The 23,867-nt window shown below is 67.8% G+C and carries 21 protein-coding genes; 11 read left to right on the plus strand and 10 right to left on the minus strand.

Going from position 1 to position 23,867, the window contains the following annotated elements:
* Positions 1-63: 63 nt before the first annotated feature.
* Entirely contained in the window at positions 64-750 is a 687-nt protein-coding gene (locus AC3FOF_RS28070; RefSeq protein ID WP_276263835.1) for a response regulator, read from the minus strand.
* A 333-nt stretch (positions 751-1,083) separates the two neighbouring features.
* Here AC3FOF_RS28070 and recA point away from each other — a divergent pair, with 333 nt between their 5' ends.
* The 8 genes from recA (at position 1,084) to AC3FOF_RS28110 (ending at position 9,955) form a co-directional block, all read left to right on the plus strand.
* Entirely contained in the window at positions 1,084-2,151 is a 1,068-nt protein-coding gene (gene recA, locus AC3FOF_RS28075) for a recombinase RecA (protein WP_017229590.1), read from the plus strand.
* Positions 2,152-2,403: 252 nt separating this feature from the next.
* Positions 2,404-2,871 carry a recombination regulator RecX gene (recX, locus tag AC3FOF_RS28080; RefSeq protein ID WP_017229591.1) on the plus strand — a complete coding sequence of 156 codons (468 nt, stop codon included), beginning with the start codon at positions 2,404-2,406 and terminating at the stop codon, positions 2,869-2,871.
* 324 nt (positions 2,872-3,195) lie between these two features.
* Positions 3,196-3,870, plus strand: coding sequence for a DUF2889 domain-containing protein (locus AC3FOF_RS28085; protein ID WP_488728461.1), 675 nt, complete (start codon positions 3,196-3,198; stop codon positions 3,868-3,870).
* Positions 3,871-3,939: 69 nt separating this feature from the next.
* A complete protein-coding gene (sucC, locus tag AC3FOF_RS28090) occupies positions 3,940-5,106 on the plus strand; it encodes an ADP-forming succinate--CoA ligase subunit beta (protein WP_276268702.1) in 1,167 nt (388 codons plus the stop codon).
* An 81-nt stretch (positions 5,107-5,187) separates the two neighbouring features.
* Positions 5,188-6,069 carry a succinate--CoA ligase subunit alpha gene (gene sucD / locus AC3FOF_RS28095; protein ID WP_276268701.1) on the plus strand — a complete coding sequence of 294 codons (882 nt, stop codon included), beginning with the start codon at positions 5,188-5,190 and terminating at the stop codon, positions 6,067-6,069.
* Between the two features lie 311 nt (positions 6,070-6,380).
* Entirely contained in the window at positions 6,381-7,076 is a 696-nt protein-coding gene (locus AC3FOF_RS28100; RefSeq protein ID WP_017229595.1) for a TerC family protein, read from the plus strand.
* Positions 7,077-7,486: 410 nt separating this feature from the next.
* Positions 7,487-7,975, plus strand: a complete 489-nt coding sequence (locus AC3FOF_RS28105; RefSeq protein WP_488728462.1) for a pilin — start codon at positions 7,487-7,489, stop codon at positions 7,973-7,975.
* A 114-nt stretch (positions 7,976-8,089) separates the two neighbouring features.
* Positions 8,090-9,955, plus strand: a complete 1,866-nt coding sequence (locus AC3FOF_RS28110) for a PglL family O-oligosaccharyltransferase (protein ID WP_488728463.1) — start codon at positions 8,090-8,092, stop codon at positions 9,953-9,955.
* 110 nt (positions 9,956-10,065) lie between these two features.
* Here AC3FOF_RS28110 and AC3FOF_RS28115 read toward each other — a convergent pair whose 3' ends face one another.
* From AC3FOF_RS28115 to moaC, 3 genes are all read right to left on the minus strand, one after another.
* Entirely contained in the window at positions 10,066-10,599 is a 534-nt protein-coding gene (locus AC3FOF_RS28115) for a YMGG-like glycine zipper-containing protein (RefSeq protein ID WP_276269646.1), read from the minus strand.
* A gap of 118 nt (positions 10,600-10,717) precedes the next feature.
* Positions 10,718-11,146: a hypothetical protein gene (locus AC3FOF_RS28120; RefSeq protein WP_276269647.1), complete on the minus strand. Its 429-nt coding sequence runs from the start codon at positions 11,144-11,146 to the stop codon at positions 10,718-10,720.
* 291 nt (positions 11,147-11,437) lie between these two features.
* The gene (moaC, locus tag AC3FOF_RS28125) at positions 11,438-11,917 is read right to left on the minus strand and encodes a cyclic pyranopterin monophosphate synthase MoaC (protein WP_017228928.1); all 480 of its coding nucleotides are present in this window, start codon (positions 11,915-11,917) and stop codon (positions 11,438-11,440) included.
* A 131-nt stretch (positions 11,918-12,048) separates the two neighbouring features.
* Here moaC and AC3FOF_RS28130 point away from each other — a divergent pair, with 131 nt between their 5' ends.
* Entirely contained in the window at positions 12,049-13,812 is a 1,764-nt protein-coding gene (locus AC3FOF_RS28130) for a M48 family metallopeptidase (RefSeq protein WP_488728464.1), read from the plus strand.
* Here the strand turns inward: AC3FOF_RS28130 and AC3FOF_RS28135 are convergent.
* The 6 genes from AC3FOF_RS28135 to AC3FOF_RS28160 all read right to left on the minus strand — a co-directional run bounded on the left by AC3FOF_RS28135 (position 13,805) and on the right by AC3FOF_RS28160 (position 18,486).
* On the minus strand, positions 13,805-14,413 hold the full coding sequence (locus tag AC3FOF_RS28135; RefSeq protein WP_488728465.1) for a DUF2946 family protein: 609 nt from the start codon (positions 14,411-14,413) through the stop codon (positions 13,805-13,807). The genes AC3FOF_RS28130 and AC3FOF_RS28135 overlap by 8 nt on opposite strands.
* A gap of 76 nt (positions 14,414-14,489) precedes the next feature.
* A complete protein-coding gene (locus AC3FOF_RS28140) occupies positions 14,490-15,563 on the minus strand; it encodes a YheT family hydrolase (protein WP_488728466.1) in 1,074 nt (357 codons plus the stop codon).
* A 74-nt stretch (positions 15,564-15,637) separates the two neighbouring features.
* On the minus strand, positions 15,638-16,078 hold the full coding sequence (locus tag AC3FOF_RS28145; protein ID WP_017228538.1) for a YybH family protein: 441 nt from the start codon (positions 16,076-16,078) through the stop codon (positions 15,638-15,640).
* Positions 16,079-16,135: 57 nt separating this feature from the next.
* A complete protein-coding gene (gene waaF, locus AC3FOF_RS28150) occupies positions 16,136-17,158 on the minus strand; it encodes a lipopolysaccharide heptosyltransferase II (RefSeq protein WP_276264361.1) in 1,023 nt (340 codons plus the stop codon).
* A gap of 121 nt (positions 17,159-17,279) precedes the next feature.
* Complete coding sequence (locus AC3FOF_RS28155; protein WP_017228539.1) at positions 17,280-17,474, minus strand: zinc-finger domain-containing protein; 195 nt, start codon at positions 17,472-17,474, stop codon at positions 17,280-17,282.
* Between the two features lie 91 nt (positions 17,475-17,565).
* Positions 17,566-18,486, minus strand: a complete 921-nt coding sequence (locus AC3FOF_RS28160) for a branched-chain amino acid transaminase (protein WP_017228540.1) — start codon at positions 18,484-18,486, stop codon at positions 17,566-17,568.
* A gap of 1,095 nt (positions 18,487-19,581) precedes the next feature.
* Between AC3FOF_RS28160 and AC3FOF_RS28165 the strand changes: the two genes are divergently transcribed.
* Together AC3FOF_RS28165 and AC3FOF_RS28170 are read left to right on the plus strand one after the other, a co-directional pair.
* Entirely contained in the window at positions 19,582-22,503 is a 2,922-nt protein-coding gene (locus AC3FOF_RS28165) for a DEAD/DEAH box helicase (protein ID WP_488728493.1), read from the plus strand.
* A 246-nt stretch (positions 22,504-22,749) separates the two neighbouring features.
* Positions 22,750-23,778 (plus strand): Bug family tripartite tricarboxylate transporter substrate binding protein, encoded by a 1,029-nt coding sequence (locus AC3FOF_RS28170; RefSeq protein WP_488728467.1) that lies wholly within the window; start codon positions 22,750-22,752, stop codon positions 23,776-23,778.
* The last annotated feature ends 89 nt before the right edge of the window (positions 23,779-23,867 follow it).

Consider the following 23,867-nt stretch of genomic DNA (forward strand, 5'->3'; position numbering starts at 1 on the left):
TCTGGTGCGGTCTCTTCCTGTTCGCCGAAGGCCGGAGCAGCGGGGGGTGCCAGCCTCGTCCAGTCAATCGTGCGTCACGGCGGCCTGGAATTTCTCCAGGCAGTAACCCAGCCCGCGCACCGTGGCAATGCGGATGCCGCCCACCTCGATCTTCTTGCGCAGCCGGTGCACATAGACCTCGATGGCATTGTTGCTGACCTCGTCGCCCCATTCGCACAGATGGTCCACCAGCTGCTCCTTCGACACCAGCCGCCCGGTGCGGGTCAGCAGGATCTCCAGCAGGCCCACCTCGCGCGCCGACAGGTCCAGCATCTGCTCGTTCAGGTAGGCGATGCGGCCGACCTGGTCGAAGGCGAGCGGGCCGTGGTGGGTCAGCGTGGCGCCGCCGCCCGCGCCGCGCCGCACCAGCGCGCGCACGCGCGCCTCCAGCTCGGACAGGGCGAAGGGCTTGGCCATGTAGTCGTCGGCGCCCAGGTCCAGGCCCTTGACGCGCTCGTCCACGCCATCGGCGGCGGTCAGGATCAGCACCGGCACCATGGCGCCGCGCGCGCGCAGCCGCTTGAGCACCTCCAGCCCGGGCATGCGGGGCAGGCCGAGGTCGAGGATCAGCAGGTCGAAGGTCTGGGTGGACAGCGCGGAATCGGCCTCCATCCCGCTGGCGACATGGTCGACGGCATAGCCCGAGTGACGCAGCGAGCGCGTCAGGCCATCTGCCAGCACATCGTCATCTTCGGCGATCAGAATACGCATGGTTGTCTCCACCCTGGCCTGGCTTTGTCGCCGCTTTCCATCGAATGAAGCGGACGGGGCTTGCCAAGCATACTGTTTTTTTATACAGTACCCGCTTGATCCGGTCGCTTTGCACCTGGGCCGGAATTTACCGGATCCGGTAGCGACGTTTCATCAGGCATTCATCGAACGTCCTACCGGCGTTTGCCCAATGTTTGCCCAGATGTTCGCCCCCCGGCGGCAGGATCATCGCCATCGGGGGTTCGCAGCGCGGCGCGGGTCGCGCGGTTGCCGGCAAAAGCAGGCAACGCGCCACATGCGGCCTATTTATACACCATTGACGGAAGGACGACCATGGATGACGGCAAGAAGGCGAGTGCTGGCGTAAGCGCCGAAAAGCAGAAGGCGCTGGCCGCCGCGCTGGCCCAGATCGAGAAGCAGTTCGGCAAGGGCTCGATCATGAAAATGGGCGATGCCGAGGTCGAACAGGATATCCAGGTGGTGTCCACCGGCTCGCTCGGCCTGGACATCGCGCTGGGCGTGGGCGGCCTGCCGCGCGGCCGCGTGGTGGAGATCTACGGCCCGGAATCCTCGGGCAAGACCACCCTGACCCTGCAGGTCGTGGCCGAAATGCAGAAGCTGGGCGGCACCTGCGCCTTTATCGACGCCGAGCACGCGCTCGACGTCAACTACGCCAGCAAGCTGGGCGTGGCCGTGGGCGACCTGCTGATCTCCCAGCCGGACACCGGCGAGCAGGCGCTGGAAATCACCGATGCGCTGGTGCGCTCGGGCTCGGTCGACCTGATCGTGATCGACTCGGTGGCGGCCCTGGTGCCCAAGGCCGAAATCGAAGGCGAGATGGGCGATTCCCTGCCCGGCCTGCAGGCCCGCCTGATGAGCCAGGCGCTGCGCAAGCTGACCGGCACCATCAAGCGCACCAACTGCCTGGTGATCTTCATCAACCAGATCCGCATGAAGATCGGCGTGATGTTCGGCTCGCCCGAAACCACCACCGGCGGCAATGCGCTCAAGTTCTACGCCTCGGTGCGCCTGGACATCCGCCGCATCGGCTCGATCAAGAAGGGCGACGAGGTGATCGGCAACGAGACCAAGGTCAAGGTGGTCAAGAACAAGGTATCGCCGCCGTTCCGCGAAGCCTTCTTCGACATCCTCTACGGCCAGGGCATCTCGCGCCAGGGCGAAATCATCGATCTCGGCGTGGACGCCAAGGTCGTGGAGAAGTCGGGCGCCTGGTACAGCTACAAAGGCGAGAAGATCGGCCAGGGCAAGGACAACGCGCGCGAATACCTGCGCGAGAATCCGGATATCGCCGACGAGATCGAAAACAAGGTGCGCGAATCGCTGGGCGTGGTGCTGCTCAACGGCACGCCGGCCGCCGCAGTGGCCACCGCCGAAGACTGAGCTTCGCCGGCCGGAACGTTCCCGGCCGCGAACCCCCACCGGGGCGGCACGCGTGTCGACGCGCGCCGCCCCGTTGTATTTTTCGTCCCTGGTTCGTGATCCATCGGATCGTCGCGCGGGTCCCGCGCCGGAGGGCTCGCCTCCCCGCAGGGGAGGTGAAACTGCAGTTGACCTTGAAGTCAGGCAGAAGCAGTCGCAATCCAGCAACCCCCCAATCCCAACTCCCATCTCCCCGCCGCGCCTCCCGTTCCCATGGCCACCCGTCCCCCCCTCTCCCTGAAAGCCCGCGCAGTCGGCTACCTCTCGCGGCGCGAGCACAGCCGGGCCGAACTGGCCCGCAAGCTGGCCCCGCATGCCGAGTCGCCGGAAGCGCTGGAGCAGCTGCTGGACGCGCTGGAGCGCGAGAACTGGCTGTCCAACGAGCGCTTCGTCGACAGCCTGGTGCACCGGCGCGCTGCCCGCTATGGCGCCGCCCGCGTGATGCAGGAAGCCCGCACCCACCAGCTTGGCGGCGATCAGCTCGCCGACCTGCAGGAGCGCCTGCGCGCATCCGAACTGGAGCGCGGCCGGGCGGTCTGGCAGAAACGCTTCGGCACGCCGCCAGCCACGCCCGAAGAAAAGGCCAGGCAGATCCGTTTCCTGGTGGCGCGCGGTTTCTCGCGCGCGGTGGTGAGCGAGGTGATCAAGGGTGCCGACGAATGGCTGGATGGCGCCGACTGAAGATCTGGTGCGCGGCGCGCCACGCTGGCGGCGCCGGGCGACGTTCCCAAGGCCCTTGCACCGGCACGGTGCGCATACCTGCATTGCGAGTAGGCGTATAGGGGAGGGATAAGGGCTGGCCATCCGCTGTTCGCAGACGGGCGCGGGCCCCGCTTCAGCCTGCGCTGCCGCACATTTCGCCGGTCCACGGCGCCTGTCCGTCACCCGACAATCCCCGGCAACAGCGCCGCGCGCGGTTTGTTCCCGGCCAAAGTTGTGCGGCATGTTAAAATCCTGCGGTTTTCCGGTCCAGCCGTCCTTTTCTCCCCGCTCCAGCCTGGTTTTATGCCGCTTTCCCCACCCGTCAATCGCACCCTGCGCCACCGTCGTGCCATCACGGCCGAGGCCTACCTTAGGGACGATGGCCTGTGGGATATCGAGGCGCGCCTGACCGACACCAAGCCGCGCGAGATTCCGCTGGCCGGTGGCGGCGTGCGCCCGGTGGGCCAGCCGCTGCACGACCTGTGGCTGCGCGTCACCATCGACCTGCGCATGAATGTGGTGGACGCCGATGCCTGTTCCGACTGGGTGCCTTATCCCGGCCAGTGCGACACCATCGGCCCGGCCTACCGCAAGCTGATCGGCCTGAACCTGATGAATGGCTTCCGCCGCGCGGTGCGCGAGCGGCTGTCGGGCGTGTCGGGCTGCACCCACCTTACCGAGCTGGCCGGCGTGCTGCCGACCACAGCGATCCAGGCCTTTGCCGGCGATGTCTTCAACATCCGCGACGCCGGCACCGAAGATACGAATCCCGAGCCCCCTTACCAGCTGCACGGCTGTCACGCCCTGCATTTCGAAGGTGAGGTGGTGCGTCAGTTTTACCCGCGCTGGTATGGTCACCAGCCAAAGCCGAGGATCAAGACCGAAGGGTCGCCACCCCCGGCGGCGCAGCCACTGGAGGCGCTCGCCGCCGCCGGTGACGGCGCCATGTCCCGCAGGCCAACCGGCACCTCCGGCTAAGCCAGGCCGGCCTGCAATCCGCCGAGATTCCATCTCCACACTTTTACGCCTACCCGAAAGGAAACACGCATGAATATCCATGAGTACCAAGGCAAGGAAATCCTGCGCAAATACAATGTGCCGGTTCCGCGCGGCATCCCGGCATTCTCGGTCGAAGAGGCCCTGAAGGCAGCCGAACAACTGGGTGGCCCGGTCTGGGTCGTCAAGGCGCAGATCCACGCGGGTGGCCGCGGCAAGGGTGGCGGCGTGAAGGTGGCCAAGAGCATCGACGAGGTCAAGACCTACGCCAGCAATATCCTGGGCATGACCCTGGTCACGCACCAGACCGGCCCGGAAGGCAAGAAGGTCAACCGCCTGCTGATCGAAGAAGGCGCGGACATCAAGAAGGAACTGTACGTCAGCCTGGTGGTTGACCGCGTTTCGCAAAAGGTGGCCCTGATGGCCTCCAGCGAAGGCGGCATGGACATCGAGGAAGTCGCTGCCCACAGCCCGGAAAAGATCCACACCCTGATCATCGACCCGGCTACCGGCCTGGCCGACGCTGACGCCGACGACATCGCCCGCAAGATCGGCGTGCCCGACGCAAGCGTTGCCCAAGCCCGCCAGGCCCTGCAAGGCCTGTACAAGGCATTCTGGGATACCGATGCATCGCTGGCTGAAATCAACCCGCTGATCCTGACCGGCGACGGCAAGGTGATCGCACTGGACGCCAAGTTCAACTTCGACTCCAACGCCCTGTTCCGTCACCCGGAAATCGTCGCTTACCGCGACCTGGACGAAGAAGACGCCAACGAAATCGAAGCATCGAAGTTCGACCTGGCCTACATCTCGCTGGACGGCAACATCGGCTGCCTGGTGAACGGCGCCGGCCTGGCCATGGCCACCATGGACACCATCAAGCTGTTCGGCGGCGAGCCGGCCAACTTCCTCGACGTGGGCGGCGGTGCCACCACCGAGAAGGTGACCGAAGCATTCAAGCTGATGCTGAAGAACCCGAACCTGAAGGCCATCCTGGTCAACATCTTCGGCGGCATCATGCGTTGCGACGTGATCGCAGAAGGCGTGATTGCTGCATCCAAGGCCGTGTCGCTGTCCGTGCCGCTGGTCGTGCGCATGAAGGGCACCAACGAAGAGATCGGCAAGAAGATGCTGGCCGACTCGGGCCTGCCCATCATCGCGGCCGACACCATGGAAGAAGCCGCCCAGAAGGTCGTGGCAGCTGCCGCGGGCAAGTAAGCCAGACGCGAACACGAACGCCAGCAGCGCGCCGGGGCCAGGCCCCCGTGCGCTGCTTTGAGCCAAGCAAAGGATTACAGCATGTCGATTCTGATCAATAAAGACACCAAGGTCATCACCCAGGGCATCACCGGCAAGACCGGCCAGTTCCACACCCGTGGCTGCCGCGACTACGCCAACGGCAAGAACTGCTTCGTTGCCGGCGTGAACCCGAAGAAAGCCGGCGAAGACTTCGAAGGCATTCCCATCTACGCCAGCGTCAAGGATGCCAAGGCATCCACCGGTGCCACCGTTTCCGTGATCTACGTGCCGCCCGCCGGCGCCGCTGCCGCCATCTGGGAAGCCGTCGACGCCGACCTGGACCTGGTGGTCTGCATCACCGAAGGCATTCCTGTCCGCGACATGATGGAGCTCAAGGACAAGATGCGTAAGGGCAACAAGAAGACCCTGCTGCTGGGACCGAACTGCCCGGGCCTGATCACGCCTGACGAAATCAAGATCGGCATCATGCCGGGCCACATCCACCGCAAGGGCCGCATCGGCGTGGTGTCGCGCTCGGGCACGCTGACCTATGAAGCCGTGGGTCAGCTGACCGCGCTGGGCATGGGCCAGTCGTCGGCCGTGGGCATTGGTGGCGACCCCATCAACGGCCTGAAGCACATCGACGTCATGAAGATGTTCAACGACGATCCCGAAACCGACGCCGTGGTCATGATCGGCGAGATCGGCGGTCCGGACGAAGCCAATGCGGCCGAGTGGATCAAGGACAACATGAAGAAGCCGGTGGTTGGCTTCATCGCTGGCGTGACCGCGCCTCCGGGCAAGCGCATGGGCCACGCCGGCGCGCTGATCTCGGGCGGTGCCGACACGGCGCAGGCCAAGCTGGAAATCATGGAAGCCTGCGGTATCAAGGTCACCAAGAATCCGTCGGAAATGGCTCGCCTGCTGAAGTCGATCCTGTGATCCTGTGATCCTGTGATTCTGCAGTAGCAGCCATAAGCTGCGTTCCCGCCCCTCGGGCGGGGATGATTGCCTGCCCGGTGCAAGTCCGGGCCCCCATGCCCCCGCCTTCGTGCGGGGGCATGTCATTCCGGAGAGCCGAGCCCTAGGGTATCTCCGGAGGCGCATGACATGGCGATTGAAACCAAATCGAAAGCTTGATACGGTAAATCTGCATGTCTGAAAACTCAGACATCCGAAATTCCGCAGACAATGCAGTCGTCATGTGGCGTTCGTACCATAATTTAGAATTTAGAAACCCGAGGAGTTTTACCGTGGAACTGTTGTCCTCCACCGCGTTCTGGATCGCGCTGGGATCCATTATCCTGACCAACATCGTGCTCTCCGGCGACAACGCCGTGGTGATCGCGCTGGCTTCCCGCAACCTGCCGCCGGCCCAGCAGAAGAAAGCCATCTTCTGGGGCAGCGCCGCCGCCATCATCATGCGGGTGGTGCTGACCGTTGCCGCGGTCAAGCTGCTGAGCCTGCCGTACCTGAAGATCGTCGGCGCCCTGCTGCTGGTCTACATCGGCGTGCAGCTGCTGACCGGCGACGACGACGAGGACGGCCACGATGCCAAGGACAATATCTGGGCCGCGATCCGCACCATCCTGATCGCCGACCTGGTGATGTCGCTGGACAATGTGGTGGCCGTGGCCGCCGCGGCGCAGAAGGGGCCGGAAGGCAGCCAGCTGATGCTGCTGATCCTGGGCCTGGGCCTGTCGATTCCGCTGATCGTGTTCGGCAGCACCATCCTGCTCAAGGTGATGGACCGCTTCCCCATCATCATCGTGCTGGGCGCCGCGCTGCTGGGCTACCTGGCCGGCGAGATGCTGGTCAGCGACCCGGTCGATGCCGCCTGGTTCGAAATGCATGTGCCGCATGCCCACCTGGTGTTCGGCGTGCTTGGCGCGGCACTGGTGGTGGTGGTCGGCAAGCTGCTGCAGAAGCGCTCGGCGCAGCCGGCCTGAAGGTAAGTTGCCCTGTCCTCGTGGACGGGGTTTGCTGGCGAGCGGCGTCCTTTGGGGCGCCGCCGGACGGGTGGCCCGGGAGGCCGCCCGTTTTGTTTTGCCGGGGGTGTGCGAAGTGGCTTGTTTGCCGCTTCCACCTTGATCCGCTGCGAAGCGGAATTACGCTGCCAGTTCAGTGCGGTTTCTAACTGACTTTAGCCATACTTTGGTATCGCTGACCGTCTGCGTCATCGCAAGTGACAAAATTTGCCCATGGTCAAAGCGGCGAGGCATCCGAAGTGGCGAAAATTGTCACCTGCCGGCGAGGATTGGCGGTTTGCGGCGCTGGCACGCTAACTGCTATGAACGTGTGGCATCACTTGAAACAAGATGTTTCGATCTGTATCTAAAATTCCTTCGAGGGGTCAATCATGCAACAACGGGTACAACTGAAAAAACTGGGCCGCCGAGTCCAGAAGGGCTTCACGCTGATCGAACTGATGATCGTGGTTGCGATTATTGGTATTTTGGCGGCTATTGCTATTCCGCAGTATCAGGACTATACGCAGCGAGCACAGGTTTCTGAGGCATTCACGTTGATTGAGGGGGCTAAGACTGCAATTGCTGACTTCGCTCAATCGAATGGAGCGTATCCGGCTGCAGCCGACATTACCAACCTGAATCTGGGCACCGCTGCAGCGCCCACGCAAGGTCGGTACTCATCAGCTGCAGTGACTGCTGCGACTGGTGTAATCACAGTTACCATGGCTGCTGCGGGCGTCGTTGGTGCTGATATCGCCACGCAAACGATTACTCTGACACCTCCTGCGCTAGCGGGTAACACGACTGGCACCTTTACATGGGGTTGCGCTAGCACAATGAAGCAGAAATTCCTGCCGAAGACGTGCACGGGCGTTTGAGGTGATTTAGGTACAAAGAGCATGTGAAAAAAGCGCCTTCGGGCGCTTTTTCTTTCCCCCCTCCCCAAGCTATCATCCGCCTTTTGCCAACCTGGCTTAACAAGGCGCCCCCGCATGCTGCCCTCCCGGCCAGCCATCCCCCTCAGCATCCTGGCTGTCGCACTCATCGTGCCGCTGCTGGTCTCCCGGCACACGCTCCCGCTCGCCACCTTCTACGGCGAGTGGTCTTCGGCGCTGCTGTTCGCCCTTGCCGTCATCGTGCTCGGCGCGCTGGCGCACCGGCAGGACCGGAGCGGGGCCAGCGATGCCGCCCCCGCCCAGTTTCCCTGGATCGTCCTCTTTCCCCTCTGGCTGATCGCCACCGGCATCACGCAGACGCTCAGCGGCATGGTGGATGTGTCCGGCAGCCGCCTGATCACCGAACTCGTGCTGGCGCTGGCCGCGGCGGTGATGTGGGCGGCCTGGCGGCAAGGGCAGGCAGCGTCACCGCCGGAGCGCCAGGCCATGGCCGACGTGCTGGCCATCGCCTGGCTGGTGGCCGGGCTGCTGGGCGCGCTGGCGCAATGGATCCAGGTCTTCGGCCTGGAGTCCGACACGCTGGGGCTGGTGTCCACTTACTTCTATGACGAAAACCGCCGCCTCTGGGGCAACCTGAACCAGCCCAACCACCAGGCCACGGTGGAAGGCCTGGCGCTGGCGGCGGCGGTGTGGCTGGCGGCGCGCGGACGGCTGCGCGTGCCGGCGTGGCTGGCGGCGGTGCTGCTGCTGGAGAGCGGCATCGTGCTGTCCGGCTCGCGCACCGGCGTGCTTCATGTCGGGCTGGCGTCGGCCTATGCGCTGGTGGCGGCATGGCTGGCGCGCAACGGCGCGGCGTTCGGCAGCGAGGGCGAGGCGGGCGGAGCGGACGGCGCCTTGCTGCGCCCGAGCCGCAACCCCATGCGCCGGCCCGCCGGGCTGGTGTTCGCCGCGGTGGCCATGGCGGTGCTGCTGATGATCCTGCAGCCGGCCATCAGGGGGCTGGGACAGGCGCTGGACTGGCGGCTGTTCGATACCATCGCGCAGCTGGCGGCATCCGACCAGGTGTCCGCGCGCGGGGCCCTGTGGGCGCATGCCTGGGCGATGTTCCGCTCGCATCCCTGGCTGGGGGTGGGCTGGGGCGAGTTCGGCTGGGCGCAGTTCCAGCAGCTGGCCCAGGTTGGCGTGACGGTGGAGATGTCCCTGCATGCCCACAATGCCGTGCTGGACCTGCTGGCCAAGACCGGCGCGATCGGTACCGCCGGCGTGGCGCTGGCACTGCTCGCCTGGCTCTGGCGCGTGGTGCGCCGGCGCCTGTGGCGCGGCGACGCGCGGGAGCGGGCGCAGACGGCGCTGGTGCTGACCTGGCTGGCCATGCTGTGCGCGCACTCGATGCTGGAGTACCCGCTGCATTACCTGTACTTCATCCTGCCGTTCTGCTTCATGCTGGGCTGGCTGGAGCCTGCGGGCTTTGGCCGCGTGCGGGCGCCGCGCTGGTTCGCGGTGCTCGCCGGCGTGGTATTTGCCGGCGTGGCGGCGGCCATCCTCGCCTCCATGTGGCAGGACTACCGCCGTGCCGAAGCGCGCGAATATACCCGCGCCGCCGAGCGCCGCGCCGCATTGCCGATACCCGGCTTCTGGTTCCGCCAGGCCGCCGCCTCCGACGTGGTGGAGGAGACCAGGATCACGCCGGCCAACGCGGCGCAGTTGCTGGCGCCGCATATCGCCGCCGTGCACCTGCTGCCGACCCCCACGCTGATCGCCCGCACCGCATGGCTGATGGCCCTGACCGGCGATGCCGCCAGGGGCCGCGTGTGGTTGGAGCGGCTGCGCTTCTACTATGCCGGCGACGAAGCAACGCAGTTCGCCAGCGTGGCGCGCGCCTGCGCGGAGGCCGGCGCCGCCGCCCGGCCGCAGGAATTCTGCGACTGGGTGGCAGCGCGCAGCAAGGGGCAAGCGGAATAGGCCAGCGGCCCGGGGGCCGGGTCACAGGCGTGGCGGTGCAATGCGCGCCGATCCCCGGTCTGGCCGCCTGGACCGGGGACCCGCTTGCTTGCTACAGCATCGCTTCCGGGCTACTGCGGCGCGTAGCCCGGAGGCGGCGGAGGCGGGTAGTAGTAGGTCGGCGCAGCCGGCCGCGGTGCCGATGCCATGCGGCCATACACCGGCACCCGGTTGCCGCTGGCGTACATGCATTGCACATAGGCGGCATCGTAGCGGCGCTGGCTGCCGTAGCCGGAATACTGCGCATTGCTGGCGCCCACCAGGGAGCCGGCCAGCAGGCCGGCGCCGGCGCCGACGGCGGCACCGGAGCCGCCGTTGAAGGCCGCGCCCGCTGCCGCGCCCAGTGCGGTGCCGACTACGGCACTGCCGACGGCGCTATTGGTGGCAGCCTGGTTGGCGGTGACGCCGCCTACCTGACTGAAGGCGAACTGGCGGCAGCTATTGTCGTCGGCGCGGAACTGGTCGAAGCTCTTGCCGGTACCGGGCAGCACCATCACGCTGGGGCCGCTCGGCATGACGGCGCAGCCGGCCAGCGTCAGCGCCGCCAGAGGCAGGGCCAGCAGGACCGGCAGTCTTGGTAGCTTGGGCAGGGTAAGGGCGTTCATCTCGGCACCTCGGAACCTCGGTCATCAATCCAATCGTCGCACGCCCGCATCGGCACTACATGTCCATGCAGCCGTGTGTCCACGCCATGCGGCATCGCAAATCGGCCCTATCCGCGCTTCAGCCCGGTGGCTGGGCCGGCACCTTCTGCCAGCCGGCGGGGCAGGACTTGATATACGGGTAATAGCCGTTCGGGCGGGTGCAGTGATACCAGTAGGCCTGCTGCTGGGGCGCCGCTGCCGCACCGCCGCCCATGTCCACCGCGTCGTCCTCGCCCTGTTCGATGTATTGCGGGGGCGAGGCGGGCACGCCTACCACGGCAGGCGGGTAGTAGCCGGGGTAGTAGTACGGGTAGGCGTAGGGATAGGGATAAGGGTAGCCGTACCCATAGAAGCCGGGGCCGATCACGACCCCCACGCCAACGCGCCCATGGAAACCGCCATGGAAGCCACCGCCGCCGTGCCAGCCGCCTCTTCCTGCCAGGGCCGTCCCGCTCGCGCCCAGCATCGCCAACACCAGCAAAAGCTGGCCAACCCTAAGCCCGTTCATTTTGCTCACCCCGGATCGACGCGGGACGAAACCCCGCGGGCGGCGCGTCGCGCGCCCCCTCCATCTGCATTGAATACCAATTTGCTGCGGGCGGAGCCGCGCCGCCCGCTGGCGAAATGCGGCGTTACGCTTGTTACAGGGGAGGGTACGGCCGCGCAAGGCCGTGTCATGGACGGTAAGAAATGCGGTGTCAGGGACGCGCCGCATTCCGCACTTGCGGCGCAGGCGGGGAGGGCTGGGGGATTTCCAGTGGACCGGCGCGGGTGCCGCGCCGGGGCACGCCGCTTCAGCTCAGGCGCCAGCCACCCAGTCCCCCGACTTCCCGCCATGCTTCTCCAGCAGCTTCACATCGCCCATCACCATGCCGCGATCCACTGCCTTGCACATGTCGTAGATGGTCAGCAGGGCGACCTGCACGCCGGTCAGCGCTTCCATCTCCACGCCGGTCTGGCCGTGGGTTTCGGTGCGCACGGTGCAGCGGATGGTGGCGGCGGGCTCGTCCAGCACGTAGTCCACAGCCACCTTGGTGAGTGGGATCGGGTGGCACAGCGGGATCAGGTCGGCGGTGCGCTTGGTGGCCATGATGGCGGCGATCCTGGCGATGCCGAGTACGTCGCCTTTCTTGGCGGTGCCATCGCGCACCAGCGCGAAGGTGGCGGGCAGCATGGCGATGGTGCCGGTGGCGATGGCCACGCGGTGGCTATGCGCCTTGGCGCCGACGTCGACCATATGGGCCTGTCCGGCGGAATCGAAATGGGTGAGCTGGCTCATGGCGTGGACCTGGCTTGAGGGGGTTGGGAAAGCCGCTGGCGGACCGGCTTGCCGCGCCCGCAAGGGCGGCGTGCGGCAAGCCCGGGCGATGCCCGATGGGAACGGCTTCCGGAGGCCGCTATCATAGCAATATGCGCCAGAACCAAACGCTCGCCGGAACGCTTCCTTCGCCCGCCCGCCAGGCCCGCCACCCACTACAGGCCCACCCGCTGCGCCGCCCGCTCGCGGCGCTGGTGGCGCTGGTGCTCGCAGTGCCGGCCTGGTCGCAGCAGCGCCTGCCGGTGATCGATCCCGCGCGCACCGCCGCCGCGGCAGCGGCGAGCGCCAGCGATGGCGGCGAGGGGAGCGACCAGGTCTATGACAACCTGAACCGCAGCGTCAAGGCCGGGCAGAAATCCGAGTTCGGGCTGCGCAGCAACAATACGGTGGTGGATACCAGCGGCGTGCAGTTGCCGGACCTGGGCGATCCTTCCACCGCGTCGTTGACGCCCGATATGGAAAAGCGCCTGGGCGACCGCGTCATGCGCGACATCCGGCGCGATCCCGACTACGTGGCCGATCCGCTGCTGTCCGATTACCTGAACTCGCTGGGCTATCGCCTGGTGCAGGCAGCCCGCCGGCAGAACATCTCCGGCTCCACCGGTGCCGGCACGTTCGCCACCGGCTTCGAGCTGTTCGCGGTGCGCGACCGCACCATCAATGCTTTCGCGCTGCCAGGCGGCTATATCGGCGTGCACACCGGCCTGCTGGTGCAGTCCGCGACCGAGTCCGAGCTGGCCTCCGTGCTCGGCCACGAAATCGGCCACGTGATGCAGCGGCATATCGCGCGCGGCATCACCACGCAGGACCAGTCGATGTGGATCGCGCTGGCGTCGATGGTGCTGGCGGGGCTGGCCGCCACCAAGAGCGGCGACGCGGCGGCGGCACTGGCCATGGGCGGCCAGGCGGCGGCGGTGTCCAACCAGCTGTCGTTCTCGCGCGGCGCCGAGCGCGAGGCCGACCGGGTCGGCTTCCAGATCATGACCGCCGCCGGTTTCGATCCGCAGGGCATGCCCGATTTCTTCAAGCGCCTGCAGCGGGTGATGGGCATCGCCGAAAGCTCGGTGCCGTCCTATGTGCGCACCCACCCGCTCACCGCCGAGCGGATCGCCGACATGCAGGATCGCGTCAGCCACGTGGCGGCGCGGCGCGTGCCGAGCACGCCCGAGTACGAGTTCGCGCGCATGCGCTCGCGCATCCTGCAGGAAACCACGCCGAGCGACCTGCAGAACGCGCGCGCGGCGCTGCAATCGCAACTGGCGGGCGCCTCAACCGCGCGGCTGCCGGCGCTCCACTACGGGATTGCCTTCGCCGAGCAGCGGCTGGGCCGCAATGCCGCCGCCGAGCAGTCGCTGGCCGAGGCGCGCAGGCTGTACGGCACCATCCCGGGCGCCACTTCGGGCAGTCCCATGCTGGATGTGATGGCCGTTGAGCTGGCGCGCGCGCAGGGCCGCCAGCAGGATGCGCTGAACCAGGCCGTGGCGTCGATGAAGGCGTTCCCGCTGTCGCATGCGGTCGCCATGAGCTACGCCGCGACCTTGCTCGACACGCACCGGCTGGACCAGGCGGTGACCTTCCTGCGCGAGCGCACGCGCGAGGAGATCTCGCGCGCCGAGTGGTGGGACATGCTGGCACGGGCCTATGCCGGACAGGGGCGGCGCGTGCAGCAGCACCAGGCGCTGGCGGAGAAGTACGCGGTCGATGGCGCCTACCAGGCCGCCATCGAGCAGTTGCAGATCGCGCGCAAGGCCGGCGACGGCGATTTCTATACGCTGTCGGAAGTCGATGCGCGGCTGCACCAGCTCGAGCGCCAGTTCCGCGAGGAAAAGCAGGACAACAAGGGCATGCCTAACTGATCGAACTGACCGCCGGCAGCTGCGGCTGGCGCACGAAACCGAAGCGCGCCGGCACCTCGTCCAGGGCGACGGGCTCGATCGGCACATCGGCGCCGTTGAAATGAAAGACGCCGAGATTGCCGCCGCAGGCTTCGCCATGCCAGGTGCAGGCGCTGCTGAAGGCGTCGAGGTCATGGTCGTGCAGCAGCGCGGCCTGCAGGCCGCCCGCGCCCGCGCCCGCGCTGCTCTCCCCCTCCACGTCGCCGGCCAGCACCACGTTGCCGTGTTCGTCGGCGTAGCAGGCGCGCAGGGTGAAGGCGCGTTGCGAGGTGGTGTGCAAGCGGCCCTGGTGCAGGCGCACGATCCATGGCGCATAGGCCAGGTTCACGAATACGCGTTGCGGACCATTCTGGAAATACCAGGCGCCATGCTCGTCGTGCAGGTAGTTGCGCTCGATAAAGGCGACCAGCGCCTCGTGCCGGATCGGGTCGCCGGACAGCCCGTGCTGCTGGGCATACTCGTTGCGCATGCGCCACTGCCCGCGCCGGTCCAGTGCCAGCCAGCCGTAGCAGTTGGGGACATTGGGCCAGCGGGCCATTGCGTGCTTGACTGATTCATCCATCGTCGCTGTCTCCTTGCGGGGTTGCCCGTGCCGGGCCTTCCGCTTGCGTTCGCTTCGGCCCGCAGGGGCCTGCCATCTACGCCACGGCGTCGAAAAACTGCAGGATGCGCGCCGGCAGCCACGCGATATGGCCGCCATAGGGCAGCACCGGTAGCGCGCGCAGCACATCTTCACGCGGCGTCATGAAACCCACGTGACCGCCGTGCTCGGGTTGCTCCAGCCAGACCTGGGGGCTGACCTCGGCCGGCCCCGGCAGGTGGCGCGCGGGCAGGAAGGGATCGTTGCGCGCGTTGAGCACCAGGGTAGGCACGGCAATTGCGCCGAGGACCGGTTTGCTGGATGCGCGGGCCCAGTAGTCATCGGTGTCGCGGAAACCATGCAGCGGCGCCGTCACGATATTGTCGAAGGCATACAGGTCGCGGCTGGCGAGCATGGCCTCGCGGTCGAACAGGCCGGGGTACTGGCCCAGCTTGGCCAGCGACTTGCGCTTCAGGGTTTGCAGGAACATGCGGGTGTACAGCATGTTGAAGCCCTGCGACAGCGCCGCGCCGCCGCCCGCCAGGTCCAGCGGCGCCGAAACCGATGCCGCCGCGCCGACGAAGCGCGCGCCGCCGCCTTGTTCGCCCAGGAAGCGCAGCAGGGCGTTGCCGCCAAGCGAGATGCCCACCACCAGCAGTTTGCGCCCATGGGCGCAATATTGCCGGTACAGGCGCTCCAGTATCCACTGGATCTCTTCCGCGTCGCCGGAATGATAGAAGCGCGGCGCCAGGTTCAGTTCGCCCGAGCAGCCGCGGAAATGCGGAATCACGCCTTGCCAGCCGCGCGCGCCGAGCGCATGCATGATGGACTGCGCGTAATGGCTGTCGGAGTTGCCTTCGAGGCCGTGGAACATCACCAGCAGCGGCGTATCGGGCGCGACCGGGTGGGTGGTCCAGTCCAGGTCGACGAAGTCGCCGTCGGGGGCGTTCCAGCGCTCGCGCTGGAACGACGCCCGCGGGCGCCGCGTGAAGCGCGCCGGGATGATGGTCTGCGCGTGGCCGCCGGCGAGCCACCAGGGCATGGGGCGGCCGCCGCCGAACGAGGACGCGGTGCTGGCATCCGCCGGGGCGGACCCCGGGGACTGGAGGTGCGGTTGCGGAAGCTGGCTCATGCAGGTCGGATGCAGGTCAGGCCGATGGCGGAGTGACGCGCTGGCACCGCCGTGCCGGCAGCCCTAGTGCAGCCCTAGTGCAGGGCCTGGCCCGGCGCGGTGCTGACGGTGGCAACCTGCGCGGCGTTGGCCGGGCTGCAATGGATGTGCGCCAGGCGCCAGCCCTCGTGGTTCTGCATCAGCACGTAGGTGGTGTGCACATAGAGGTCCGCTTCGACGCGGTCTTCGCCGAAACGCAGGACTTCGGTCACGTCGAAGATGGCGACGCCCATCGAGGTATGGCTGCTGGTCTCGATCACGTCGATCAGCACCGGCTGCACTTCCAGCAACTGCGCGAATGCCTGGCGCAGGTGCTCGTGGCCGATCAGGCGCTGGCCGTCCGGCATCACGCAGGTAACCGAGTCCTCGTCCAGCCAAAGGCGCAGGGCGCCGTCCGCATCGCGCAGCTTCATGGCCTCGCGAAAGGCTTCTACGATGTCTTCGGCGGAATCGAACAGGCGGGCAAAACGAGGCATGGTGGACTGGGCTCAGGGATTCGTTGGCCGGATTGACACGAACGGCGGGTCAGCGCTTCAGGCCCGGTGCAGGAGCTTGCGCAGCTCCACAAACACCATTTCGGGCTCGATGTCCTTCAGGCAGCGCAGGTGGCCGAGGGGACACTCGCGCTTGAAGCACGGACTGCATTCGAGCTGCAGCCACATGATACTCGCAGCCTGTGACAGCGGGGGGGTATGGCGTGGGTCACTGGAGCCGAATACCGCGACCTGGGGCCGGTTCAGCGCCGCGGTCACGTGCATCAGGCCGGAGTCGTTGCACACCGCGGCCTCCGACATCGCCAGCAGGTCGACAGCGTCGTCCAGCGAGGTCTGGCCGCACAGGTTGCGCACGAAGGGGGCGTCCTTGACGATCTCGGCGGCGATCTCCGCGTCCTTGGGCGAGCCCAGGGTGATCATCTGCGCATACGGGAACGACCGCTTGAGCATCTGCGCGAGCACCGCGAAGTGCGCGGCCGGCCAGCGCTTGGCCGGGCCGAATTCCGCGCCGGGGCAGAAGGCGATCAGGCGCGTCTGCGGCGGGATGCCGAAGCGCTCCGCGGTCTTGGCCATGCGCGCCGGATCGATGCGCAGGTGCGGCTCGCGGAGTTCTTCGGGCAGGCGGCCGCCGGGTTTGAGCGCCAGGCGGGCGTAGTGCTCGATCATCGGCGGCCGGTGGTCGCGCGGCGGGTTGGCATGGCGGATGTTGAGCAGGCCGAAGCGGGCTTCGCCGCGATAGCCGACGCGCAGCGGAATGCCCGCCAGGAACGGGATCAGCGCCGATTTGAGCGAGTTGGGCAATACGTAGGCCGCATCGTAGCCTTCGTTCTTGAGCTGCTGGGCGAACATCAGCCGTGCCGAGAGCTGCAGCTTGCCGTGCGCCAGCTCGCTGGGGAATACCTGGTGGATCTCGGGCATGCGCGCCAGCACCGGCGCCACCCACTTGGGCGCGAGGGCATCGATCTGCAGGCGCGGATGGCGCGCTTTCATGAGCGAGAAGAGCGGCTGTGCCATCAGGGCGTCGCCAATCCAGTTGGGGGCGATGACGAGGGCTTTTTTCATGAATGGGGCGCTGCCGGAAAGATGGGCGTGACATCGGTCACGCGCACCGCGCACGCCGACGCTCCGGCGCGCCGCGTGGCGGGCCGGAGCATGGGCAGGGCGCGGTAAAGCGAGAAGCGTGTCAGTGGTGACCCTTGATGACGGTGCCAGCCTTGAGCTTGTACACGGTGCCGCAGTACGGGCACTTCACCTCGCCGGTATCGGTCACGTCGAGGAAGACGCGCGGATGGTAGTTCCAGGCGGGGGTATTGCCGGTGGGGCAGTGCAGCGGAAGATCTTCTGCGCCGATTTCGATTACGGAGGCGGTTTGCGTCATGGTGTTGCGGGGGTGGATTTAGTCTTCTATCGGGGACTGAAAATCGGGGACCGGAAATCCGGCCGGTGCGTGGCCGTGCCCTGGCCGGTGCTCAGACCAGGGTCAGCCAGCGCTTGTATTGTTCATTGGTGCCGCCGACGGCGGCAAAGAAGGCATCCTGGACGCGCTTGGTCACCGGGCCGCGGCGGCCTTCGCCGATGACGCGGTCGTCGAGTTCGCGGATCGGCGTGACTTCGGCGGCGGTGCCGGTGAAGAATGCCTCGTCCGAGCAGTACACCTCGTCGCGCGTGATGCGCTTCTCGCGTACCTCGATGCCCAGGTCGTGGGCGATGGTGAGGATGGCGTCGCGGGTGATGCCGTCCAGGCAGGAGGCCAGGTCGGGGGTGTAGATCACGCCGTTGCGGACCACGAACACGTTCTCGCCCGAGCCCTCGCTGACATAGCCTTCGGTATCCAGCAGCAGGGCTTCGTCATAGCCCAGGCTGGTGGCTTCCTGGTTGGCCAGGATCGAATTGATGTAATAGCCGCTGGCCTTGGCGCGCACCAGCGACACGTTGACATGGTGGCGGGTGAAGGAAGACGTCTTGACGCGGATGCCCCGCTCCATGCCTTCCTCGCCCAGGTAGGCGCCCCATGGCCACGCGGCGATCGCCACATGGATGGTGTTGCCCCTGGCCGATACGCCCATCTTTTCCGAGCCGATCCAGACCAGCGGGCGGATATAGCAGGATTCGAGCTGGTTGGCCTTCACCACCTCGAGCTGCGCCGCCTCCAGCGTGGCCTCGTCGAACGGCATCGGCATCTGGAAGATCTTGGCCGAGTTGAACAGGCGGCGGGTGTGCTCCTTGAGACGGAAAATCGCGGTGCCGGCCGGCGTCTTGTAGGCGCGCACGCCCTCGAACACGCCCATGCCGTAGTGCAGCGTATGGGTCAGCACGTGGATCTTGGCGTCGCGCCATTCGATCAGCTTGCCGTCCATCCAGATTTTTCCGTCGCGATCCGCCATCGACATGGTCGTCTCCCTGAGCGCCGTCAACAATACAAAAACAACATTGTAAACCCCGGGACCCCCGGTGCCAACGCAGGCGCATGGCTGCGGGGGTCTAAAATCGTCACATTGTGTACGCTGACCCTGCCGCCCGTGCCCCTTTCCCCGTTATCCAGACCATCCGGTCCGAGCGCCGATCGCCTTGCCGGCCAGCTCGCGGCGCGGTTGCGCCAGGCGCTGTTCTCGGGAGCGTCCGAAGAGGAGATCGACAGCCTGCTCGCGCCATGGGAGCACGGCGCCGGCCTGGCCGGGCTGCTGGTGGAGGTGGCACTGGCGGCTGGCGATGCCGCGCTGCTGGATCGCGTGGTGCCGGCCTGGCGCTGGCGCATCGTGGTGTCCGTGCTGGACCGCCTTTACCACGCTTGGGACCCACGCCTGCGGCCCTACCTGGACTACGCGCTTACGCGCGCCGCCAGCGACCCGGCGGCGCCGGTACCGCTGCTCACCGCGCTGGCCGAGGGGCAGCTTTACGCCGGCGAGCGCACTGCCGCCTTGAGCCTGCTGGCCACCGTCGGTGGCGCCGGCAGCGGGGATGGCGACGCCCTGCGTGCCTTTGCCCGCTTCCAGGAGGGCGGCTGGCCCGCTGCCCAGGCGGGTTTCGAGGCCGCGCTCAAGCGGCTCAGGGCCGGGAGCCGCCAGCGGACCGGCTTGCTGCGGCCCTCGCTCGCCCCGTACTACCCGCTGTCCCTGCTGGCCCAGCGCACCCCCGCGCACCTGGAGCAGGCCCGCAAGTTCTGCCAGGCGGAAGCCGGCACGCGCAGCCCGGTACCGACCGAGCGCTGGGGGCTCTGGTGCCACGTGCTGGCCGTTCACCGGGGTGACGCGCGCCTGGACGAGGATGCTTTCGCATTGCATCCCGAGGTGGCGCCGCTGGCCCAGTTCTGGCGCGTGCAGCTGCGTGCATGGCTGGGCGACAAGGCGCAAGCCGGCGGACGCCGGCAGCCGGCGTCCGCCCGGGCCGAAGCCATCGCGGCCCTGCGCGCCCGGCTGGAAGCCTGCGGCCTGCACTGGTTCGCGCAGCAACTGGATGCCGCGCAGGCGCTGGAAGCCGGCGAGCCGGTGCCGGACACGTTCTTCGCCGGCCAGCGCCAGGAAAGCTGGCGGCTGGCGCTCGAAGCGCTGCAGGCGCTCGCGGGCGAGCCACGCGCGCCCGATGGCGCCAGTGCCAGCCGCCTGCTGTGGGCGCTGACCCTGGACGGCGATGGCGCGGTCGGCACCATCGAGCCGTTCGAGCAGCAGCGTGGCCCGCGCGGCTGGAACAAGCCGCGCCCGCTGCCGCTGGCCCGGCTGGCGGAGGACGACCGCCTGGAGCCGTGGGATGCCCGCGTGGCCCGCGCCATCCGCCGCGACCAGTCCTACCACCGGCGCTATGTGCTCGACCGCGCGGCCGCCATGCTGGCCCTGGTCGGCCATCCCGGCGTGGTGCTGGCGCAGGCGCCCGAGCAGACGCTGGAGGTGGTGGAGGGCGCGCCCACGCTGGAAGTGGTGCGCCAGGGCGGGCGCTATACCTTGCGGATCTCGCCGCCAGCGCGCGAGGCCCCGGCGCTGGACAGCTTCCTGCCTGCCGGCAGCCGCGCGGATGCCGAAGCGCTGCGCCAGATCACGGTGCTGCGCGAAGGCTCGCAGCGCCTGCGCGTGATCCGGCTCACGCCGGCGCAGCAGGGTGCGGCCCAGCTGATCGCCGACGGGCTGGCGGTGCCGGCCGAGGCCCATGCCCAGCTCGACGCCACGTTGCGCGCGCTGTCCGGCCATTTCCAGGTGCACTCCGACCACGATGGCAGCGCGCGCGAACTCGACACCGAGAGCCGGCTGCGTGCCGAACTGTCGCCGCTGGGCGAGGGCCTGGCGCTGCGCCTGGTGGTGACGCCGCTGGGCCCGCTCGGGCCACGGCTGGCGCCGGGCGGCGGGCGCGAGCGGCTGATGGCGGCGGTCAAGGGGGAGAGCCTTGCCACCGTGCGCGACCTCAAGGCCGAACTGGCCCACGTGGCCGAAGTCTTCGACGCGCTGCCCTTCCTGGTGCCGCGCTCGCCCGAGAGCGGGGAATACGACTGGACCCTGGCGGATCCCGAGGAAGCCCTGGCGGTGGTCGAGCAATTGCCCGGGCTGCCCGGCGTGCTGGCGGTGGAGTGGCCCAGGGGCAAGGAGATCCGCGTGGTGGGCGCCGACATTCCCCAGCTGGCGGTGCATATCGAGACCGGGAGCGAATGGTTCAAGCTGGTCGGCGAGCTGAAGGTGGCGGAAGGGCTGGTGCTGCAGCTCGGCCAGTTGCTGGCCTGGGCCGGCAGCCACGCCGGGCGCTTTATGCCGATGGGGCAGGGCGTGTATGTGGCCCTGACGCGCAGCCTGCGCGCGCGTTTGCGGGATCTGGCCAGCGTGGCCCACAGCGTGCCCGACGGCATCAAGGTGCCCTTGATGGCCGCGCCCTGGCTGGACGATGTGCTGGCGGGCGCGGGCGTCGACCCGGACCAGCATTTCCGCCAGCGCGTGGCGCGGCTGCGCCGGGCGCGCGACAGCGATGCCGCGCTGCCCGCCACCCTGGCGGCGCAACTGCGGCCTTACCAGGAAGACGGCTACCGCTGGGCCATGGCGCTGGCCGAGGCCGGTTTCGGCGCCTGCCTGGCCGACGACATGGGGCTTGGCAAGACGCTGCAGGCGCTGGCGGTGATGCTGGCGCGCGCGGCCGGCGGCGCCGCGCTGGTGGTCGCGCCGACCTCGGTGTGCGGCAACTGGGCCGAGGAGGCGCGGCGCTTCGCGCCCACGCTGCGCGTGCATATCTACGCCGAGGGCGAGCGCGCGGCCTTGCTGGAGCAGGCCGGGCCGCACGATGTGGTGATCGTCTCCTACACGCTGCTGCTGCAGGCGCGGGAGGCGTTTTGCCGGCGGGAATGGCATACGGTGGTGGCCGACGAGGCGCAGGCCTTCAAGAACGCCGCCACCAAGCGCTCGCAGGCGGTGTTCGCGCTGCGCTCCGGCTTCCGCATGGCGCTGTCGGGCACGCCGGTGGAGAACCGGCTGGCCGAGCTGTGGTCGATCATGCGCTTCTGCAATCCGGGCCTGCTGGGCTCGCTGGTCCGCTTCAACGAGCACTTCGCGGTGCCGATCGAGCGCAACGGCGTGCGCGAGGCGGCCCAGCGGCTGCGCCGCATGATCGCGCCCTTCGTGCTGCGCCGGACCAAGGCCCAGGTGCTGGACGAGTTGCCGCCGCGCACCGAGCTGGTCTTGCGCATCGAGCCGGAACCGGTGGAAGCGGCCCACTATGAAGCGCTGCGCCGCCAGGCGCTGGCCGAAGCCGAGGCCGCGGTGAGCGGCCCGAAGGCGCGCCGGACCGCCGCCGGCCAGCCCGCCGCCGAGGCGCGCATCCATGTGCTGGCGCAACTGATGCGGTTGCGCCGCGCCGCCTGCGACGCGCGCCTGGTCACGCCCGAACTGGACCCCGGGCAGGACGGCGCCAAGGTGCGTGCCTTTGTGCAACTGGCCGGCGAACTGGCGGCCAATGGCCACAAGACGCTGGTGTTCAGCCAGTTCGTGGACTTCCTGCAGTTGCTGCGCCGGGGGCTGGAACAGGCCGGGCTGGCCTGGCAGTACCTCGACGGCGGCACCCCGGGGGCCGAGCGCACCCGGCGCGTGGCCGCCTTCCAGGCCGGCGCGGGCGATGTCTTCCTGATCAGCCTGAAGGCGGGCGGTTTCGGCCTCAACCTGACCGCGGCGGACTACGTGATCATCGCCGACCCGTGGTGGAACCCCGCCGCCGAGGACCAGGCCATGGGCCGCGCCCACCGCATCGGGCAGCAGCGCCCGGTGACGGTCTACCGGCTGATCAGCACGGGCACCATCGAGGAGCGCATCCTGGCGCTGCACCAGGGCAAGCGGGCGCTGGCCGACGGCATCCTGGAGGCCGGCGAGGGGGGCGGAGACGGCCTGGCCGGCACGGCCGCCGCGCTGCCGGACGTCGACGAACTGGTGGGGCTGCTGCGCAGCTAGGCGGGCAAGAGACTGCCGGGCGGGCGCCGGAAGGCGGAGGCAGTGGGGGGCACGCCCGGGCCCGGTGTTTGCTTATGCTCACATGGCATACCTTCAAGCGAAACGGGTTGTTGGGAAAGCGGCGGATCGTTGGTATCTTGCTGTCCTGGCCCGGGGCGCAAGACCCCGGCCGCTGGTCCGGCAGCCTGTTTCCATCCGCAGCCTGTTTTCGTTCGTTTACCTGCTTCTTTTTCGACGGTGCCCCCCATGTTCCGCTTTGCATCCCGCCGCGCTTCCCACCCTGCCTCCCGTTCCGCTGCGCGCCTGGCCGCCGGCTTTGGCATGCTGGCGGCACTGTGCACGCTGGCCGCGCCGGCCCGCGCCGAGGGCCCGGCATGGCCGGCCCAGCCCATCACCATCCTGATGGGTTTCACCGCCGGATCGGGCGTGGACATGGTCGGCCGCACGCTGCAGGAATCGCTGCAGAAGTCGCTCAAGACCACCATCATCTATGACTACCGTCCCGGCGCCGGCGGCAACGTGGCCTCCGAAGTGGTCGCGCACGCCAGGCCCGACGGCTACACGCTGCTGCTCGGCACCGCCGCCACCCACGGCATCAACCCGGCCCTGTACAAGAGCCTGCCGTTCGACGCCGAGGCCGATTTCACGCCGGTGGCGCCGCTGGTGGAAGTCTCGAACGTGCTGACCGTGAACCCGGCGGTGATCGACGTGAAGTCGGTCAAGGAGTTCATCGAGAAGGTCAAGGCGAACCCGGGCAAATACAACTACGCGTCCACCGGCAACGGCACGGGCACCCACCTCGCCTTTGCCGAGTTCAACGCGCGCGCCGGCCTGGACATGGTGCACGTGCCTTACAAGGGCGGCCCCGACGCGCTGCAGGCTGTGCTCAAGGGCGAGGTCTGCTGCATCTTCAACCAGGTGCAGAGCGTGCTGCCGCAATACCGCGCCGGCAAGGTGCGCCTGCTGGGCGTGACCACCAAGAGCCGCGTGGCGGTGATCCCGGAGGTGCCGACCATTGCCGAAAGCGGCCTGGCCGGCTTCAACAGCACCATCTGGTTTGGCTTGTTCGGCCCCAAGGGGCTGGATCCGAAGCTCGGCAAGAAGATCAACGAGGCGGTCAAGGTGGCGCTGGAGACGCCGGCGATCCGCCAGAAGCTGATCGAAGCCGGGAATTCGCCGCGGATCGAGACGGTCGAGCAGTTCCGGACCACGGTCAAGGCGGACCGCCAGAAGTGGGCGGGCGTAGTGAAGAGCGTGGGGGCGTCGATCGACTGACCCCGGGGTTGCTGGCATGCCGTGACAGTATCTTGCCCTGCTTGACGGTAGCGCGCCGTACCGCCCATACGGATATGCAGACATAGATG

The organism is Cupriavidus sp. 96C5-1 (assembly GCF_057798855.1).